The sequence below is a fragment of the Pseudomonas sp. CFII64 genome (genome assembly GCF_000416235.1).
Taxonomy (GTDB): Bacteria; Pseudomonadota; Gammaproteobacteria; order Pseudomonadales; family Pseudomonadaceae; genus Aquipseudomonas.
Genome location: NZ_ATLO01000047.1, coordinates 128657 through 145351, shown reverse-complemented (window position 1 = coordinate 145351; position 16695 = coordinate 128657). Strand labels below are relative to the sequence as shown.

At 57.6% G+C, this 16695-nt stretch carries 15 protein-coding genes and 2 tRNA genes; 1 reads left to right on the top strand and 16 read right to left on the bottom strand.

Features of this window, described 5'->3' with window-relative positions:
- Window positions 1–25: 25 nt before the first annotated feature.
- The 10 genes from nusA to rlmE form a co-directional block, all read right to left on the bottom strand.
- Window positions 26–1507, bottom strand: a complete 1482-nt coding sequence (gene nusA, locus CFII64_RS22720) for a transcription termination factor NusA (RefSeq protein ID WP_020293198.1) — start codon at window positions 1505–1507, stop codon at window positions 26–28.
- A gap of 59 nt (window positions 1508–1566) precedes the next feature.
- On the bottom strand, window positions 1567–2025 hold the full coding sequence (gene rimP, locus CFII64_RS22715) for a ribosome maturation factor RimP (protein WP_020293197.1): 459 nt from the start codon (window positions 2023–2025) through the stop codon (window positions 1567–1569).
- Between the two features lie 140 nt (window positions 2026–2165).
- A tRNA-Met gene (locus CFII64_RS22710) sits at window positions 2166–2242 on the bottom strand.
- A 95-nt stretch (window positions 2243–2337) separates the two neighbouring features.
- Window positions 2338–2423, bottom strand: a tRNA-Leu gene (locus tag CFII64_RS22705).
- Window positions 2424–2466: 43 nt separating this feature from the next.
- Window positions 2467–2847, bottom strand: coding sequence for a preprotein translocase subunit SecG (gene secG, locus CFII64_RS22700; protein WP_020293196.1), 381 nt, complete (start codon window positions 2845–2847; stop codon window positions 2467–2469).
- A 4-nt stretch (window positions 2848–2851) separates the two neighbouring features.
- Window positions 2852–3607 (bottom strand): triose-phosphate isomerase, encoded by a 756-nt coding sequence (gene tpiA, locus CFII64_RS22695; RefSeq protein ID WP_020293195.1) that lies wholly within the window; start codon window positions 3605–3607, stop codon window positions 2852–2854.
- Window positions 3608–3673: 66 nt separating this feature from the next.
- Window positions 3674–5014 (bottom strand): phosphoglucosamine mutase, encoded by a 1341-nt coding sequence (gene glmM, locus CFII64_RS22690; RefSeq protein ID WP_020293194.1) that lies wholly within the window; start codon window positions 5012–5014, stop codon window positions 3674–3676.
- Between the two features lie 16 nt (window positions 5015–5030).
- The gene (gene folP / locus CFII64_RS22685) at window positions 5031–5882 is read right to left on the bottom strand and encodes a dihydropteroate synthase (RefSeq protein WP_020293193.1); all 852 of its coding nucleotides are present in this window, start codon (window positions 5880–5882) and stop codon (window positions 5031–5033) included.
- Window positions 5883–5890: 8 nt separating this feature from the next.
- Window positions 5891–7801 (bottom strand): ATP-dependent zinc metalloprotease FtsH, encoded by a 1911-nt coding sequence (ftsH, locus tag CFII64_RS22680; protein ID WP_020293192.1) that lies wholly within the window; start codon window positions 7799–7801, stop codon window positions 5891–5893.
- 192 nt (window positions 7802–7993) lie between these two features.
- Window positions 7994–8644: a 23S rRNA (uridine(2552)-2'-O)-methyltransferase RlmE gene (gene rlmE / locus CFII64_RS22675; protein WP_020293191.1), complete on the bottom strand. Its 651-nt coding sequence runs from the start codon at window positions 8642–8644 to the stop codon at window positions 7994–7996.
- Between the two features lie 104 nt (window positions 8645–8748).
- On the opposite strand from rlmE, the gene CFII64_RS22670 reads away from it, so the two are divergent.
- The gene (locus CFII64_RS22670; RefSeq protein ID WP_020293190.1) at window positions 8749–9057 is read left to right on the top strand and encodes a YhbY family RNA-binding protein; all 309 of its coding nucleotides are present in this window, start codon (window positions 8749–8751) and stop codon (window positions 9055–9057) included.
- Between the two features lie 21 nt (window positions 9058–9078).
- On the opposite strand, the gene CFII64_RS22665 is transcribed toward CFII64_RS22670, so the two are convergent.
- From CFII64_RS22665 to dnaJ, 6 genes are all read right to left on the bottom strand, one after another.
- Window positions 9079–9471, bottom strand: coding sequence for a hypothetical protein (locus CFII64_RS22665; RefSeq protein WP_044901636.1), 393 nt, complete (start codon window positions 9469–9471; stop codon window positions 9079–9081).
- A 28-nt stretch (window positions 9472–9499) separates the two neighbouring features.
- Window positions 9500–9976, bottom strand: a complete 477-nt coding sequence (gene greA / locus CFII64_RS22660; RefSeq protein WP_020293188.1) for a transcription elongation factor GreA — start codon at window positions 9974–9976, stop codon at window positions 9500–9502.
- Window positions 9973–13194, bottom strand: a complete 3222-nt coding sequence (gene carB, locus CFII64_RS22655; protein ID WP_020293187.1) for a carbamoyl-phosphate synthase large subunit — start codon at window positions 13192–13194, stop codon at window positions 9973–9975. Before carB ends, greA begins: the two co-directional genes overlap by 4 nt.
- Window positions 13195–13313: 119 nt before the next feature.
- Window positions 13314–14450 carry a glutamine-hydrolyzing carbamoyl-phosphate synthase small subunit gene (gene carA, locus CFII64_RS22650; RefSeq protein WP_020293186.1) on the bottom strand — a complete coding sequence of 379 codons (1137 nt, stop codon included), beginning with the start codon at window positions 14448–14450 and terminating at the stop codon, window positions 13314–13316.
- Between the two features lie 275 nt (window positions 14451–14725).
- Complete coding sequence (dapB, locus tag CFII64_RS22645) at window positions 14726–15529, bottom strand: 4-hydroxy-tetrahydrodipicolinate reductase (RefSeq protein WP_020293185.1); 804 nt, start codon at window positions 15527–15529, stop codon at window positions 14726–14728.
- Between the two features lie 22 nt (window positions 15530–15551).
- Window positions 15552–16688 carry a molecular chaperone DnaJ gene (gene dnaJ, locus CFII64_RS22640; protein WP_020293184.1) on the bottom strand — a complete coding sequence of 379 codons (1137 nt, stop codon included), beginning with the start codon at window positions 16686–16688 and terminating at the stop codon, window positions 15552–15554.
- Between the last annotated feature and the right edge of the window lie 7 nt (window positions 16689–16695).

Here is a 16695-nt window from a genome sequence, read left to right as displayed (position 1 = left end):
ACTTCTCTCCTCAGGCCGCGCCTACTTACTCGAACCAATGGGCTCGGGCGGCCATGATCAACTTGCCGGCACGAATATCGTCAATGCCGTCGATGTCGAGCAGGTCGTCAATAGACTGCTCGGCCAGGTCTTCGCGGGTAACAACGCCGCGCACCGCCAGTTCCATCGCCAAATCCTTGTCCATACCCTCAAGCGAGAGCAGGTCTTCGGCCGGATGGGCGTCTGCCAGCTTTTCCTCAGTAGCGATGGCTTTGGTCAACAAACGATCCTTGGCCCGAGCGCGAAGCTCGTTGACGGTATCTTCGTCAAAGCCGTCGATGTTGAGCATCTCCTCCACCGGTACATAGGCAATCTCTTCCAGGCTGGTGAAGCCTTCATCAACCAGTACCTGCGCGAGATCTTCGTCGACTTCCAGCTCTTCGATGAAGTTGCGCAGAATGTCGCCGGTCTCTGCTTGTTGCTTAGCCTGGATGTCCGATTCGGTCATCACGTTCAGGGTCCAGCCAGTCAACTGACTTGCCAGACGCACGTTTTGACCACCGCGACCAATGGCCTGCGCCAGGTTGTCCGCGCCAACGGCGATGTCCATTGCATGGGCATCTTCATCAACGATGATCGCCGCGACTTCAGCCGGGGACATCGCGTTGATGACGAACTGCGCCGGGTTATCGTCCCAAAGGACAATATCCACTCGCTCGCCGCCCAACTCGCCAGAAACAGCCTGAACGCGCGAACCACGCATGCCGATGCAGGCGCCTTGCGGATCGATTCGTTTGTCCTTGGAGCGAACAGCGATTTTTGCACGCGAACCCGGATCACGAGAGGCAGCCATCACCTCGATGAGACCTTCGGCGATTTCCGGAACTTCAATCCGGAAAAGCTCGATCAGCATCTCTGGCGCAGTACGCGACAGGATCAGCTGAGGACCACGGTTTTCAGTACGTATTTCTTTGAGCAATGCCCGAACGCGAACACCTACGCGGAAAGTCTCCCGCGAAATGATGTCTTCACGTGCCAGCAAGGCTTCAGCATTGTTGCCAAGATCAACGATGACATTGTCACGCGTCACTTTTTTAACAGTGCCGGAAATGATTTCGCCCAAACGCTCACGATAAGCGTCGACGACTTGTGCGCGCTCAGCCTCACGGACTTTCTGCACAATGACTTGCTTTGCAGTCTGAGCGGCGATGCGACCGAATTCGATGGAATCGATCTTCTCTTCAATCAGATCGCCCGCGACAGCACCAGGCTTTTTGGCTTGCGCCTGGTCGACAGCCAATTCGTAGGCCGGGTCGTCAAGATCTTCGTCTTCGACCACTGTCCAGCGACGAAAAGTCTCGTAGCCACCTGTCTGACGATTGATCTCTACACGCAGTTCAACTTCATCTTCAAAGCGCTTTTTGGTAGCGGTGGCAAGCGCCAGCTCCAGTGCTTCGAAAATCACTCCTGCCGGAACGCCCTTTTCATTGGACACCGACTCAACAACCAGCAGTACTTCTTTGCTCATCGTACGCCTCGCCTTTCGCAAGCCATTGGATCCGCGGGATCCGCAGTATCTGGCACGTCTCAGTCAAACGTGGGAATAATGTTGGCCTTGTCGATCAGATCGATCGGCAACAAGAATTCATGGTCTTCAACCTGCACCACGATGTCCTGCTCTTCTACACCACGCAGAAGGCCCTGAAAGTTGCGTCGCCCTTCAAAAGGCGAGCGCAGTTTGATCTTCACTTGGTCACCGGCAAATTTTGCGAACTGCTCAAGAGTGAACAGTGGGCGTTCCATGCCAGGCGAGGAAACTTCAAGGGTGTATTCAACGGCAATCGGATCTTCAACATCCAGAACACCGCTGATCTGACGGCTGACGATGGCACAATCGTCCACCAGCACGCCGCCCTCTTTATCGATATAAACGCGCAACATTGAGTGGCGACCCTGGGCCGAAAACTCAATACCCCAGCATTCATAGCCTAGGGCCACGACCACCGGGGCCAGCAAGGCCTGCAACTCTTCTAGCTTGCTCGACACCTGAACCCCCTCGTGCATGTATGTGCATGCTATGCAAAATAAAAAAATGGGCGAAACGCCCATCCTTGAAACGCCGCGGAACAGCGGCGCTGAAAGTGTCCAGTTAACAAAAAGCCCCTAAAAAGGGGCTCCGCTAAAACTGGTTGCGGGGGCTGGATTTGAACCAACGACCTTCGGGTTATGAGCCCGACGAGCTACCAGACTGCTCCACCCCGCGACAAAGCTGGGGCGGAAGTATACGGCTGATCCCTTTCAGGGTCAATCGAACATCCACCTACAAGAAAGCCCGCTAATGCGGGCTGCCCTGATAATTGGTACCGAGAAGGGGACTCGAACCCCTACACCCATTGGGCACAACCACCTCAAGGTTGCGTGTCTACCAATTCCACCACCTCGGCAATACAGCGTTGACAGCCTCAAACATCACTGCCTGTTGAAACCTTACTTCTTCTCGGGAGCTTGAGGTATGTCAGCTGGAACTACCGCTGGCTTTTGCCCTTCGAGAACCGGAACATCATCTGCTGCCGGTTTTTGCTTCACTTCCATCACCGCTGGATCTGGCAAACCTACTTGAGTCAGCCCTTGAGCTTTCTCTTTAGCAAAGTAACCTAACCCCAAGCTGGTTATGAAAAAAGCTGCGGCGAGTATAGCAGTAAACTTACTAAGAAAGGTAGAGGAACCTTGGCTTCCGAAGACAGTATTTGATGCACCTGCTCCGAATGACGCGCCTGCGTCCGCACCTTTACCCTGCTGCAGCAATACCAGGGCGACAACACCCAGAGCGCCCAACAGATGAAAAACGACTACGACTGTTTCCAGCATTTTTTCAGTTTCCCGCGGCGCGACAGATCGCACCGAACTCATCTGCATTCAGGGACGCTCCACCAATGAGCCCCCCATCGATATCCGGCATGCTGAACAGTTCGACCGCATTGGCCGCCTTCACGCTGCCGCCATAAAGAAGTCGCACGCCTTGTGCGACCTCAGCATTCTCTTTCGCCAGTTGCGCACGAATAGCGGCGTGCACATCCTGCGCCTGTTGAGGCGAAGCAGTCAGCCCGGTGCCAATGGCCCAGACCGGCTCGTAAGCAATTACCGCATTGACCAGAACTTCAATACCCAGCGCTTCGATGACACTGCCAAGCTGCTGCCCAACAACTGCAAGCGTTTCGCCAGCTTCGCGCTCTTCGCGGGTTTCGCCAATGCACAGCACGGGCGTAAGGCCACTTGCCTGAGCCGCAGCGAACTTGCGAATCAGAACCTCATTGCTTTCGCCCATAATCTGGCGACGCTCCGAATGCCCTACAAGTACCAGACTGCAACCTGCATCAGCCAGCTGACTCGGCGATACTTCACCGGTCAACGCACCCTGCCCTGCTTCATGGGCGCAATTCTGCGCACCAACAGGAATCGACTTGCCTTGCAAACCATCAATCACCAGATTGATGTGCAGGCTCGACGGAAATACCGCGACATCAACACCGCCAGGGAGAGCCTGTGCAGCAAGGCCCTCGATCAGCTCAGCGACGCTGGCGCGGGTACCGTGCATCTTCCAGTTACCAGCTACCATAGGGCGACGCATGCTGTACCTCGTCGGTCAAAGTGGGCGCAGATGTTACCCAACAGTTTCAACACTGGCAAGCCGAAATCAGGCGCAAACTTCTGCGACCAGCTTTGCAAGCTCGTCGGCATAGGCACGAACCTGAGCTTCATCCTCACCTTCAACCATCACGCGAACCAGCGGCTCGGTGCCAGACTTGCGCAGCAGCACGCGACCACGGCCAGCCATCGCGTCAGTTACACGCTGGCAAGCTTCCTTGACCGCCGGATGCTCTACCGGGTCCACGCCGCCTTCAAAGCGTACGTTGAGCAGCACTTGCGGACATTTGCGCAATGCCTGGCGAGCCTCGGCCAGACTCTGATTACTGCGACGCAGGGCCAGAAGCACTTGCAACGCAGCGATAATTGCATCGCCGGTCGTCGTGTGCTGGAAGCAGACGATGTGACCGGAGTTTTCACCACCTACTTGCCAGTTACGCTCTTGCAGCTCGGCGATGACGTAACGATCGCCGACGTTCGCCCGCACGAACGGGATGTTCAGCTCACCCAGGGCCAACTCAAGCCCCAGGTTGCTCATCAGAGTGCCAACCACGCCACCCTGAAGGCGACCGCGCTCGTGCAGATCACGGGCAATAATGAACAGCAAATCATCGCCATCGACGATGGCACCGGTGTGATCAACCATCAGGACACGGTCGCCGTCACCGTCAAAACCGATCCCCAGATCAGCATGCTCAGCGAGCACCGCAGCCTGAAGCGCACCCATATGGGTAGAACCGCAATCCTTGTTGATATTCAGCCCGTCAGGCTGTGCCGACAGAACGGTCACCTGGGCGCCCAGCTCGCGAAACACATTGGGCGCAACTTTATAGGTTGCGCCGTGGGCACAATCGATAACCAGCTTGAGCCCGGCAAAGTCGGTGCTTGAGGGCACGCTGCTTTTGCAAAATTCGATGTAGCGACCCGCAGCGTCATTGATACGCGACACCTTGCCGAGCTTCTCCGACTCGACGACAGTCATGGGCGTATCCAGCAACTCTTCGATCATCATCTCGATCTCGTCAGGCAGCTTGGTGCCTTGGCCCGAGAAAAACTTGATGCCGTTGTCGTAATGCGGATTATGCGAGGCGCTGATCACGATACCCGCTTCAGCGTGAAAGGTACGCGTCAGATAGGCGATCGCTGGCGTAGGCATTGGCCCAAGCAGCATTACATCTGCGCCAGCAGCCGAAAGGCCCGCTTCCAGCGCCGATTCAAACATGTAACCGGAAATTCTGGTGTCTTTGCCAACCAGGATTCGACAGGCGCCAAGGCGGCGAAACGCCATACCGGCAGCCCAACCCAGTCGCAGCATGAAATCGGGGGTAATCGGAAACTGCCCCACCCGGCCACGAATGCCGTCCGTTCCAAAATATTTCTTGGTAGTCATTGCCGCTCCATCATTCTTATTCGGCCGCTTCTACAGCGGCGATCATGCGCACAACATCTACCGTCTCGGCGACATCATGCACACGTAAAATTCTTGCGCCTTTGGTCATGGCCAACGCTGCCAGCGCCAGACCACCGAAAAGCCGCTCACCCACAGGCCGAGCCAGCGCACCGCCTATCATGCTCTTGCGTGAGACACCAACCAACAGCGGACGTCCCAACGCATGCAGCTCTTGCATGTGTTTAAAGAGACTCAGGTTGTGGTCGAGGCTTTTCGCGAAGCCGAAGCCCGGATCAAGAATGATGCGCTCGTTCGGTATGCCGACAGATACGCACTGGGCCATACGCTCCAGCAGGAACGCACTGACCTCACCCACCAGATCGTCATAATGCGGATTGTCCTGCATGTCGCCGGGCTCGCCGCGCATATGCATCAGACAAACGGGAAGGCCGGTCGCAGCGGCAGCATCAAGCGCTCCCTCGCGACGCAACGAACGCACATCATTGATAAGTCCTGCACCGAGGCGCGCCGTCTCGCGGATTACCGCAGGCGTGGACGTGTCTACGGAAATAATGACATCCAGCTCGCGATGCAGCGCCTCGACGACCGGAGCGACCCGCTCAAGCTCTTCAAGGGGAGACACGGAGCGTGCGCCGGGCCGCGTAGACTCGCCGCCGACGTCGATAAGTGTCGCGCCAGCCGCAACCATTGCCTCGGCATGACGTAATGCGGCGTCCAGACGGTTGTAGCGACCGCCGTCCGAAAACGAATCAGGGGTAGCGTTCAGGATTCCCATCACATGCGTATGGGCCAAATCAAGAACCCGGTTGCCACAAGGCAACCGGGTCGGGTACAGCACAGAAGTCATGTCAGACCTTAGTGTTCAGCAGCTGGACCGCCGATTGGAGTTTCCGGACGGATGTCCGGAGGCGTTACCGGCGCACTTGGCGTACCCGAACCACCTTCCCAATCGCGCGGCTCGCGTGGAGCGCGGCCAGCCATGATGTCGTCGATTTGCTCGGCATCAATCGTTTCGTACTTCATCAATGCATCAGCCATCGCATCCAGCTTGTCGCGATTATCCGTAAGGATCTGCTTGGCCGTGCCGTAGCACTGGTCAATGATGCTGCGCACTTCGGAGTCGATCAAACGAGCGGTTTCAGCCGACAAACCACTGCTTGGACCACCACCCCCGCGACCCAGGTAACCTTCGTTCTCGTCTTCGCCGTACAGCAGCGGACCGAGTTTTTCCGAAAGACCCCACTTGGTCACCATGTTCCGGGCAATCTGGCTTGCACGCATGATGTCGTTGGAAGCGCCGGTGGTCACACCGTCAAAACCCAGCGTCATCTCTTCAGCGATACGACCGCCATACAACGAACAGATCTGGCTGATCAAGGCGCGCTTGGACAGGCTGTAACGATCTTCCTCAGGAAGGAACATGGTTACACCCAGCGCACGACCACGCGGAATGATCGAAACCTTGTAGACCGGATCGTGCTCAGGCACTACTCGACCGACAATAGCGTGACCGGCTTCGTGATAAGCGGTGTTCTGCTTCTCTTTCTCGGACATGACCATGGATTTGCGCTCGGCGCCCATCATGATCTTGTCTTTGGCCAGTTCGAATTCCTTCATCTCGACAATGCGCTTACCGGTACGGGCAGCGAACAACGAAGCCTCGTTGACCAGGTTGGCAAGATCGGCACCGGAGAAGCCAGGCGTACCACGAGCGATTACGCCCGGGTTAACGTCTTCGCCCATTGGCACTTTACGCATGTGGACTTTGAGGATTTGCTCGCGACCACGGATATCCGGCAAACCGACCACAACCTGACGGTCGAAACGACCCGGACGCAGCAAGGCTGGATCGAGTACGTCAGGACGGTTGGTAGCAGCAATGACGATGATGCCATCGTTCATTTCGAAGCCGTCCATCTCCACCAGCAACTGGTTGAGTGTCTGCTCACGCTCGTCGTGACCACCACCCATGCCGGCGCCACGATGGCGACCCACGGCATCGATTTCGTCGATGAAGATGATGCAAGGTGCGTGCTTCTTGGCCTGCTCGAACATGTCACGGACGCGGCTTGCACCAACACCCACGAACATCTCGACAAAGTCGGAACCGGAAATAGTGAAGAACGGCACTTTCGCTTCGCCGGCAATCGCCTTGGCAAGCAGGGTTTTACCGGTACCTGGCGGGCCCACCATCAGCACGCCGCGTGGAATGCGGCCGCCAAGACGCTGGAATTTACCCGGATCACGGAGAAACTCGACCAGTTCACCGACTTCTTCCTTGGCTTCGTCGCAACCTGCGACATCGGCCAGGGTCGTCTTGACCTGATCTTCAGACAGCAGACGCGCCTTGCTCTTGCCGAAACTCATCGGCCCGCCCTTGCCTCCCGCGCCACCTTGCATCTGGCGCATGAAGAACATGAACACGGCGATGATCACGAGGATCGGGAAGCTGGCAACCAGAAGCTGAGTCCAGATGCTCTGCTGCTCAGGCTGCTTGCCTTCGATAACCACGTTGTTGTCGACCAGATCACCGATCAGACCGTTGTCCTGAATGGCCGGACGAATAGTCTTGAAGGTATCGCCGTCGCTGCGCTTGCCGGTGATGACGTAACCATCAACGGCAACCTTCTCAACCTTGCCATCCTTGACCTGCTGGATGAACTCGGAATAGTTGAGGGTCTGCGGCTCGTTCGGGCTGGAGAAGTTGTTCATCACCGTCACAAGGACAGCCGCGATGATCAACCACAGGATCAAATTCTTTGCCATATCGTTCAATTAGCTACCCTCTGAAGCAAGCTCCACGCAGGAGCGTGCCTCGCATGATATTCACCGGCCTAACTTACTACAGAACCTACAGATGTGGCAGGCGCCGTCTGTAACCCTTTGTGAAACTTTGACTACCGCATGTTCGTTTATGCTTCAACCGCAGGGCCATTTGAAAAAAACTATCGGCCCGTCTCAATTGCGCTCGATGCTTTCCGAGCCTTCAATGCCGCGAAAGCCTCGACCCAGCAAGTACTGCTCGCGAGAGCGGTCACGTGATGATTCCGGCTTGCGCATCTGGACCTTGTCGAACAGCTTGCGGATGTCCTTGTGGTACTTGTCGAAGCCTTCACCCTGGAAGACCTTGATCAAAAAATCACCACCTGGCCGCAAAACCCGCCCTGCGAGATCCAGTGCCAATTCGCACAGGAACATGGCGCGAGGCATATCGACAGCGCTCAATCCACTCATATTGGGGGCCATATCGGAAATCACAAGGTCTACCTGCGTTTTACCGACAGCTTCCAGGATTTGTGCAAGCACGGCGTCCTCGGTGAAATCGCCCTGAATAAAGGTCACATCAGGGATGCTGTCCATTTCCAGAATGTCGGACGCGATCAGGCGACCTTGACCGCCAATCAGACGACTGGTCACTTGCGACCACCCGCCCGGCGCGGCGCCGAGATCGATCACGGTCATGCCGGGCCGGATGATTTTGTCCTTTTCCTGGATCTCCAGGAGCTTGTAGCTGGCGCGAGAACGATAGCCGTCCTTCTGCGCCATTTTGACGTATTTGTCGTCGAAGTGTTCTTTGAGCCAGTTATGGCTTGTCTTGGAACGGGCCACGGGGCACCTCAAAAATAAACGAGTCGTGATTAACTGGGCGGTCCCGGACTCGCTCGGGTAAACTGGCCGCCGCTTTTTACAAGATCAGACGCAGGGGTCAGATTATGCCGCTCACTCAGGAGCAGAAGAAACAGTACAAATCCATTGGCCACCATCTGAAACCGGTATTGACTGTGGCCGACAATGGTTTGACTGAAGGTGTGTTAGCAGAGCTTGAACGCGCATTGGGCGATCACGAGCTGATTAAAATCAAACTCAACATCCTCGAACGCGAAAGCCGTCTTCAGGCCATTGCAGAACTGTGCAAGGCTGGTAAAGCGGATCTCGTACAGGTCATCGGCAAGATGGCACTGATTTATCGCAAGAATCCAAAGGTAAACAAGCTGCTGTCGAACGTCCACCGCGCCGTTTGATGTAACAAAGCCAGGGCCGCACTAGCGCGCCCTGTTGCTCCTTCCCGGCACTGGTTGCAAGACCAGCAGCAAGCCAGACAAGCCCAACACCAGATAACTCATCAACTGCAGGTGCAACGCATCGGGCAGCCAGTAACGCAATGCAAAATAGCTGGCCGAGGCCAACAGTGCGATCAGCAAAAGCTGGCCACGCAGGTCAGACCACGCACTCGAAACACCTTCCGCACTGACCAGAACCGCCATCTGAAGCATCGCGCAGACTGCCGCGAAACCCACCAGTACCGCTCCGGAAAAATTGGCGAATTCATGAATCAATAACGGTGCCAGACCGGTCTGGTCCAACACCGTCAACAACGCCAGGTGCAGCAACACCAGGCCGCCCACCCACAAGGTCTGGGCGAGCTGCCAGATGATCGCGCCCATTGCGAATGGGCGCCCCAGGTCAAATGTGCCTGACTTCAACAATCTCGTACTCGATAACGCCGCCAGGCGTCTTGACGGCAACGACGTCACCTTCTTCCTTGGCGATCAGGGCACGAGCAATGGGCGACCCCACTGAAATCTTGCCCTTCTTGATATCGGCTTCATCTTCGCCAACGATCTGGTAGGTCACACGATCGTCAGTTTCGACGTTGGCGATTTCCACGGTCGTGCCGAAAATCACCTTGCCGGTGCGCTCGATGGTCGTGACGTCGATAACCACCGCGTTCTGCATGCGGCCTTCGATATCGCGGATACGCGCCTCGACCATGCCCTGCTGTTCGCGAGCGGCATGGTATTCAGCGTTTTCCTTGAGGTCGCCCAGTTCACGTGCAGTGCCAATGTCCGAGCTGAGCTTGGGACGAACGACCTTGGTGAGATGTGCGTGTTCTTCTTCCAGGGCTTTCGCGCCCTGGACGGTCATTGGATATTTGATCATGCCTTCAACCCTGCATGTAGATCCTGCAAGCGACGCACGGTCTTTTCCGGACCGAACTTGAGCGCTTCACAGATGGCCTCGCCTGCAGCAATGGTGGTGGTGCAGTAAATCTTGTGCTGCAAGGCGTTGCGGCGAATGGAGTAGGAATCAGCGATCGACTGGCGCCCTTCCGTGGTGTTGATGATCAGCGTGACTTCGTCATTCTTGATCATGTCGACCACATGCGGACGGCCTTCGGTCACCTTGTTGACGCGGCGGACTTTCAGGCCCGCAGCTTCGATAAGCTTGGCGGTACCGGCCGTTGCGACGATCTGGAAGCCCAGGCTGATCAGGTCGCGAGCGACACCGGCCACCAATGGCTTGTCGTCATCACGCACGCTGATGAACGCAGTACCACCGGTCGGCAGGACTTCGCTGGCGCCCATCTGGGCCTTGGCAAAAGCCTCGCCGAAGGTGTCGCCGACACCCATCACTTCACCGGTGGACTTCATCTCAGGGCCAAGGATCGGGTCAACGCCCGGGAACTTGGCGAACGGGAATACCGCTTCTTTCACGCTGTAGAAGTTCGGGATGATTTCTTTGGTGAAGTTCAGTTCTTTCAGGGTTTTGCCGGCCATGACGCGTGCTGCGATCATCGCCAGGGAAACACCGATGCACTTGGAAACGAACGGCACGGTACGCGAGGCACGTGGATTCACTTCGATCACGTAGATGTCTTCACCCTGCAACGCCAGCTGCACGTTCATCAAGCCGACAACGCCCAGTTCCAGGGCCATTTTCTTGACCTGTTCGCGCATCTCGTCCTGGATATGCCCAGGCAGCGAGTACGGCGGCAGCGAACATGCCGAGTCGCCGGAGTGAACACCCGCCTGCTCGATGTGCTGCATGATTGCGCCAATCACCACGTCAGTGCCGTCGCAGACCGCGTCGACGTCCATTTCGATGGCGCAGTTCAGGAAGTGGTCGAGCAGCACCGGGCTGTCGTTGGACACTTTCACGGCATCACGCAGGTAGCGCTTGAGTTCATCTTCTTCGTAGACGATTTCCATCGCCCGGCCGCCCAACACGTAGGAAGGACGCACCACCAGCGGATAACCAATCTTGCCCGCAGCACGAATCGCTTCGTCTTCGCTGCGCACCGTCGCGTTTGGCGGCTGACGCAGGTTAAGGCGCTCGACCATCTGCTGGAAGCGCTCACGGTCTTCTGCACGGTCGATCGCGTCAGGGCTGGTGCCGATGATCGGCACGCCAGCTTCTTCAAGAGCACGCGCCAGTTTCAACGGGGTTTGCCCGCCGTACTGGACGATCACGCCTTTTGGCTTCTCGACGCGGACGATTTCCAGCACGTCTTCCAGGGTTACGGGTTCGAAGTACAGGCGATCCGAGGTGTCGTAATCGGTGGACACGGTTTCCGGGTTGCAGTTGACCATGATGGTCTCGTACCCGTCTTCGCGCAGGGCGAGTGCCGCGTGCACACAGCAATAATCGAACTCGATGCCCTGGCCGATGCGGTTAGGACCGCCACCCAGGATCATGATCTTGTCGCGAGTCGTCGGATTGGCTTCGCACTCTTCCTCGTAGGTCGAATACATGTAGGCCGTATCGGTGGAGAACTCGGCAGCGCAGGTGTCAACGCGCTTGTAGACCGGATACACCTCAAGCTTGTGACGATGGCGACGCAGGTTTTTCTCGGTAACGCCCAGCAGCTTGGCCAGACGCGCATCGGAGAAGCCTTTGCGCTTGAGGCGATACATCAGGTCGCGGTCGATAGTCGCCAGACCGAGGGTCTTGATCTTCTCTTCGTCCTTGATCAGGTCTTCGATCTGCACCAGGAACCACGGATCGATCATGTTCATAGCGAAGATTTCTTCGACAGTCATGCCAGCACGGAACGCATCCGCGACGTACCAGATACGCTCGGCGCCCGGCACGGTCAGCTCGCGCTTGAGCACGCCCATGCTTTCCGGGTTGCTCAGGTCCAGCTTCGGATCCAGACCGCTCACGCCGACTTCAAGGCCGCGCAGGGCTTTCTGCAAGGATTCCTGGAAAGTCCGGCCGATGGCCATGACTTCGCCAACCGACTTCATCTGGGTCGTCAGGCGTGCATCGGCTTTCGGGAATTTCTCGAAGGCGAAGCGCGGCAGCTTGGTGACCACATAGTCGATGGACGGCTCGAAGGACGCCGGAGTCTTGCCGCCGGTGATTTCGTTCTGCAGTTCGTCGAGGGTGTAACCGATGGCCAGCTTGGCGGCGACGCGAGCAATCGGGAAACCGGTCGCTTTCGAAGCCAGTGCCGAGGAACGCGATACACGCGGGTTCATCTCGATCACGACCATACGGCCCGTGTCCGGGCAGATGCCGAACTGGACGTTGGAGCCGCCGGTTTCAACGCCGATCTCACGCAGTACCGCCAGCGAGGCGTTACGCATGATCTGGTATTCCTTGTCGGTCAGCGTCTGGGCTGGCGCAACAGTGATGGAGTCGCCGGTGTGGACGCCCATCGGATCGAAGTTTTCGATGGAGCAGACGATGATGCAGTTGTCCTTTTTGTCGCGGACCACTTCCATCTCGTATTCTTTCCAGCCGATCAGCGATTCGTCGATCAGCAGCTCTTTAGTCGGCGACAGGTCCAGACCACGGGTGCAGATTTCTTCGAATTCTTCACGGTTGTAAGCGATGCCGCCACCGGTGCCGCCCATGGTGAACGACGGACGGATGATGCACGGGAAGCCGAGCTTTTCCAGAACCGCGTAGGACTCTTCCATGGTGTGGGCGATGCCGGAACGCGGGCAGTCCAGGCCGATGGACTTCATGGCCTTGTCGAAACGCGAACGGTCTTCAGCCTTGTCGATGGTGTCGGCATTGGCGCCGATCATCTCAACGTTGTACTTCTCCAGAACGCCTTCGCGCTCCAGATCCAGTGCGCAGTTCAGTGCGGTCTGGCCGCCCATGGTTGGCAGCAGCGCGTCCGGACGCTCTTTTTCGATGATCTTGGCAACGGTCTGCCACTTGATCGGCTCGATGTACGTTGCGTCGGCCATCGACGGGTCGGTCATGATCGTCGCCGGGTTGGAGTTCACCAGGATGACGCGGTAACCCTCTTCGCGCAGGGCTTTGCAGGCCTGGGCGCCGGAGTAGTCGAATTCACAGGCCTGGCCGATCACGATGGGGCCGGCGCCAAGAATCAGGATGCTTTTAATGTCTGTACGTTTTGGCATGGGTTGTCACTCGAATACGTAGGTCTGCTTCTCTGCGATGGCTGGGCGGCCATTTACCGGACGACGTGTCGTTCGGGGCCTGCCCAGTCACCTGCGCGTTACATTCTCAAGGCAACCGGTCAGCGTCGCTTGGCCATCGCTTCGATGAAGCGATCAAACAGTGGCGCAACGTCGGTCGGACCCGGGCTCGCTTCAGGGTGACCCTGGAAGCTGAACGCATCCTTGTCGGTGCGCTCGATGCCTTGCAGGCTGCCGTCGAACAGCGATTTGTGAATCGCGCGAAGGTTGCCCGGCAGGGTCGCTTCGTCCACCGCAAAACCGTGGTTCTGGCTGGTGATCATGACCACGCCGGTATCCAGATCCTGAACCGGGTGGTTCGCACCATGGTGACCCAGGGCCATCTTGATGGTCTTCGCGCCCGAGGCCAGAGCCAGCAATTGGTGACCCAGGCAGATGCCGAACACCGGAATGTCGGTTTCCAGCACATCCTTGATCGCCTGAATCGCGTAGTCGCACGGCTCAGGATCGCCAGGACCGTTGGACAGGAACACGCCATCCGGATTCATCGCCAACACATCGCCGGCCGGAGTTTGCGCAGGCACAACAGTGACCCGGCAGCCGCGCTCGACCAGCATGCGCAGAATGTTCAGCTTGACGCCGTAATCGTAGGCCACGACGTGATACTTCAAGTCGCTGGCGGCGATTTCAGGGCTGCTGTCGGTCTTCAAGGCCCAGACGCTGGTGCGCCATTCGTAGCTTTCCTTGACGCTGACGACTTTCGCCAGGTCCATGCCCTTGAGGCCTGGGAAGCCACGCGCGGCGGCGATAGCCGCTTCGTCGGAGATGTTGTCGCCGGCGAGGATGCAGCCGTTCTGTGCGCCTTTCTCACGCAGGATGCGGGTCAGGCGGCGCGTGTCGATACCGGCAATGGCAACGACGCCGTTGGCTTTGAGGTAGTCGCCAAGGGACATCTTGTTGCGCCAGTTGCTGGCTACCAGCGGCAGGTCACGAATGACCAGGCCTGCAGACCAGACGCGATCCGATTCGGCGTCTTCCGGCGTAGTGCCGGTGTTGCCGATGTGCGGATACGTCAGCGTGACGATTTGTTGGGCATAGGAAGGATCGGTAAGGATTTCCTGATAGCCGGTCATGGCAGTGTTAAACACTACCTCACCAACGGTTTGACCGTCGGCTCCAATGGCTTCGCCGCGAAAAATGCTGCCATCAGCAAGGGCGAGTATGGCTGGCTTAGTCAAGAAGACCTCCCGTAAGTAAAGCCTGAAAGGGCGTTCGCAGTTTGCAAAAAAGCGGAATGACGTATAGACACGTCACCCCGCTTTCTTATCGAATCATCTGCGCGCTTTTAGTGGACACACTAAAGCTGTAGCTTACAGAAAAGCCCTGTTTTGGTCTACCGGCAATGAGGCGAAAAGACGGGGGAATGCGACAGAAGTTCAATCGGCGGGGGTAAAACAGGGTCAAAACTCACGCTTATGGCGAATTCTGACCCTCGATTGCGTGATCAGAACGATCAACGCAGGTCCAGCACGTCCTGCATGTCGTACAAGCCAGGCTCGCGCCCCTCAAGCCACAGAGCAGCCCGAACAGCGCCTTTGGCGAAAGTCATGCGGCTCGATGCCTTGTGGGTGATCTCGACACGCTCACCATCGGCGGCGAACAGCACGGTGTGATCACCGACTATATCGCCGGCACGAATGGTTGCGAAACCGATGCTTTGCCGATCCCGCGCACCGGTCTGCCCTTCCCGTCCGTAGACCGCGACCTTTTGCAGGTCGCGACCCAAGGCATTGGCGACCACTTCACCCATGCGCAGCGCCGTACCGGACGGCGCATCGACCTTGTGCCGGTGATGCGCTTCGGTGATTTCGATATCGACATCATCACCCAGCACGCGAGCAGCCGTGTCGAGCAGTTTCAGGCACAGGTTCACACCCACGCTGAAATTGGCGGCGAACACGATCGGGATATCCTTGCCCGCCTCCGCCAGACGCAGCTTTTCTTCAGCACTGAAACCCGTGGTGCCGATGATCATGGCCTTGCCAGCCTTGCGGCAGAACGCCAGGTTTTTCAGCGTCACGGACGGATGCGTGAAATCGATCAGTACGTCGAATTCATCGACGACCTTGGCCAGATCTCCCGACAACGGCACGCCAATTCGACCCAGTGCAGCCAACTCGCCCGCATCAGCACCTACCAGCGTGCTGTCAGGACGATCGATTGCGGCTGTCAAACCGGCACCGGGTGCCTGCTGAACGGCTTCGATCAGAATCTTGCCCATGCGCCCGGCGGCGCCCATCACAGCTATACGTCGCATGCCTTGCTCCCGTTGAATGCGCTTACAAATCGCCGAAGAAACGTTTCACACCGTCGAACCAACCGGTGGCTTTCGGCGAATGCGAGCTGTCACCTTCCAGCGTTGCACGGAACTCTTCGAGCAATTCGCGCTGACGACGACCGAGGTTGACCGGAGTCTCCACAGCGACCCGGCACATCAAGTCGCCTGCACCACCGCCACGTACCGGAGCAACGCCCTTGCCACGCAGGCGGAACTGTTTGCCGGTTTGCGTACCTTCAGGAATCTTCAGCTTGACCCGACCATCCAGCGTCGGCACTTCCAGCTCACCGCCCAATGCAGCGTCGGTGAAGCTGATCGGCACTTCGCAGTACAGATGCTTGCCATCGCGCTGGAATATCGCGTGCTCGCGCACATTGATCACGACATACAGGTCGCCGGTCGGACCGCCTTGAGCGCCCGCCTCACCTTCGCCAGACAGACGAATGCGATCACCGGTATCAACGCCTGGCGGTACTTTCACGGACAGGGTCTTGTATTCCTCGACCCGACCTTCGCCATGACAGGAATCGCACGGATCGGAAATCACCTTGCCATGACCATGGCAGCGCGGGCAGGTCTGCTGCACGGAGAAAAACCCCTGCTGCATACGCACCTGACCAATACCACCACACGTCGGGCACGTCACCGGCGAAGAGCCTTTCTTCGCGCCCGAACCATCACACGGCTTGCAGTTGACCAGTGTCGGCACACGGATATTCACCGTGGTACCGCGCACCGCTTCTTCAAGGTTCAGTTCGAGGGTATAACGCAGGTCGCTGCCGCGCTGAGCGCCGCCACGTCCGCCGCCACCGCCACGACCGCCGCCGAAGAAGTCGCTGAAGACATCGCCGAATATATCGGAGAAATTCGCGCCGCCCGCGCCGCCACCAAAACCGCCGCCGCCCATGCTTGGGTCAACGCCGGCATGGCCATACTGATCGTAGGACGCGCGTTTGCTTGCATCGGACAGCACTTCATAGGCCTCGTTGGCCTCTTTGAACATGTCTTCCGACGCTTTGTCGTCAGGGTTGCGATCCGGGTGATGCTTCATCGCCAGACGACGATAAGCCTTTTTCAGATCCGCTTCGCTGGAGCCTCGCTCCACCCCCAATACTTCGTAATAGTCACGCTTTGCCATAATTCTT

Coding starts and splice junctions, on each gene's coding strand:
- carB (WP_020293187.1), bottom strand. CDS start 13,194: ATGCCAAAACGTACAGACATTAAAAGCATCCTGATTCTTGGCGCCGGC.
- greA (WP_020293188.1), bottom strand. CDS start 9,976: ATGATCAAATATCCAATGACCGTCCAGGGCGCGAAAGCCCTGGAAGAA.
- CFII64_RS22670 (WP_020293190.1), top strand. CDS start 8,749: ATGCCGCTCACTCAGGAGCAGAAGAAACAGTACAAATCCATTGGCCAC.
- glmM (WP_020293194.1), bottom strand. CDS start 5,014: ATGACTACCAAGAAATATTTTGGAACGGACGGCATTCGTGGCCGGGTG.
- ftsH (WP_020293192.1), bottom strand. CDS start 7,801: ATGGCAAAGAATTTGATCCTGTGGTTGATCATCGCGGCTGTCCTTGTG.
- dapB (WP_020293185.1), bottom strand. CDS start 15,529: ATGCGACGTATAGCTGTGATGGGCGCCGCCGGGCGCATGGGCAAGATT.
- secG (WP_020293196.1), bottom strand. CDS start 2,847: ATGCTGGAAACAGTCGTAGTCGTTTTTCATCTGTTGGGCGCTCTGGGT.
- folP (WP_020293193.1), bottom strand. CDS start 5,882: ATGACTTCTGTGCTGTACCCGACCCGGTTGCCTTGTGGCAACCGGGTT.
- tpiA (WP_020293195.1), bottom strand. CDS start 3,607: ATGCGTCGCCCTATGGTAGCTGGTAACTGGAAGATGCACGGTACCCGC.
- dnaJ (WP_020293184.1), bottom strand. CDS start 16,688: ATGGCAAAGCGTGACTATTACGAAGTATTGGGGGTGGAGCGAGGCTCC.
- nusA (WP_020293198.1), bottom strand. CDS start 1,507: ATGAGCAAAGAAGTACTGCTGGTTGTTGAGTCGGTGTCCAATGAAAAG.